This is a genomic window from Bartonella sp. MR168JLCBS (genome assembly GCF_042194175.1).
On sequence record NZ_JBHIMP010000573.1, the window covers coordinates 1 to 572 of the forward strand.

General features: G+C 39.9%; 2 pseudogenes. Both read right to left on the reverse strand.

The features are described 5' to 3' along the window. Positions 1–68: pseudogene (locus ACFIK8_RS12765) on the reverse strand (exodeoxyribonuclease VII small subunit); the annotation flags it as partial. Between the two features lie 7 nt (positions 69–75). Next, a pseudogene (locus ACFIK8_RS12770) lies at positions 76–572 on the reverse strand (3,4-dihydroxy-2-butanone-4-phosphate synthase); the annotation flags it as partial.

Genomic DNA, 572 nt, shown 5'->3' on the forward strand with positions numbered 1-572 from the left:
TCAAGCTGCTTAAGCGCTTGCTCAAAACTTAGTGCAGTAATATCCCCCGTTTGTATCTCTTGTTTCATGTGATCCTCACAAAATATCTGTTCTGGATACACGAATTCCAAAACCTTCCAAACCTAAATAATGACGCTCGTTAGCAGCATAAACGATAACAGAACTAATCCCTAAATGTTTTAAAATTTGTGATCCTAAACCAATTTGTCGCCATTCTTCTCCGCGTTCAATCGCTTGCACATGGTTTTCCAAACCTCTCATTGCCAATGCCTGACTACCAACAGCTGATTGTACACCAACAGATCCGCCACGTTTTTCTTTTTCCATCATACGCCGCATGATAGTTATAATATCTGACGATTGACCAAAAATATCGCTCATAATGTTTTCACGATGCAAACGCACAGGAATATCCTCACCATCACGGATATCACCAAAAATGATTGCAACATGCTGGACTGTTTCCCAAGGCAGTTGATAACTTTGAAAAACAGCTGGTCCTACTGGTGTTTCAATATGCATTTCTCCAACATGCTTGATCAATATTTCCTTACGCTGACGATAAGCAATTA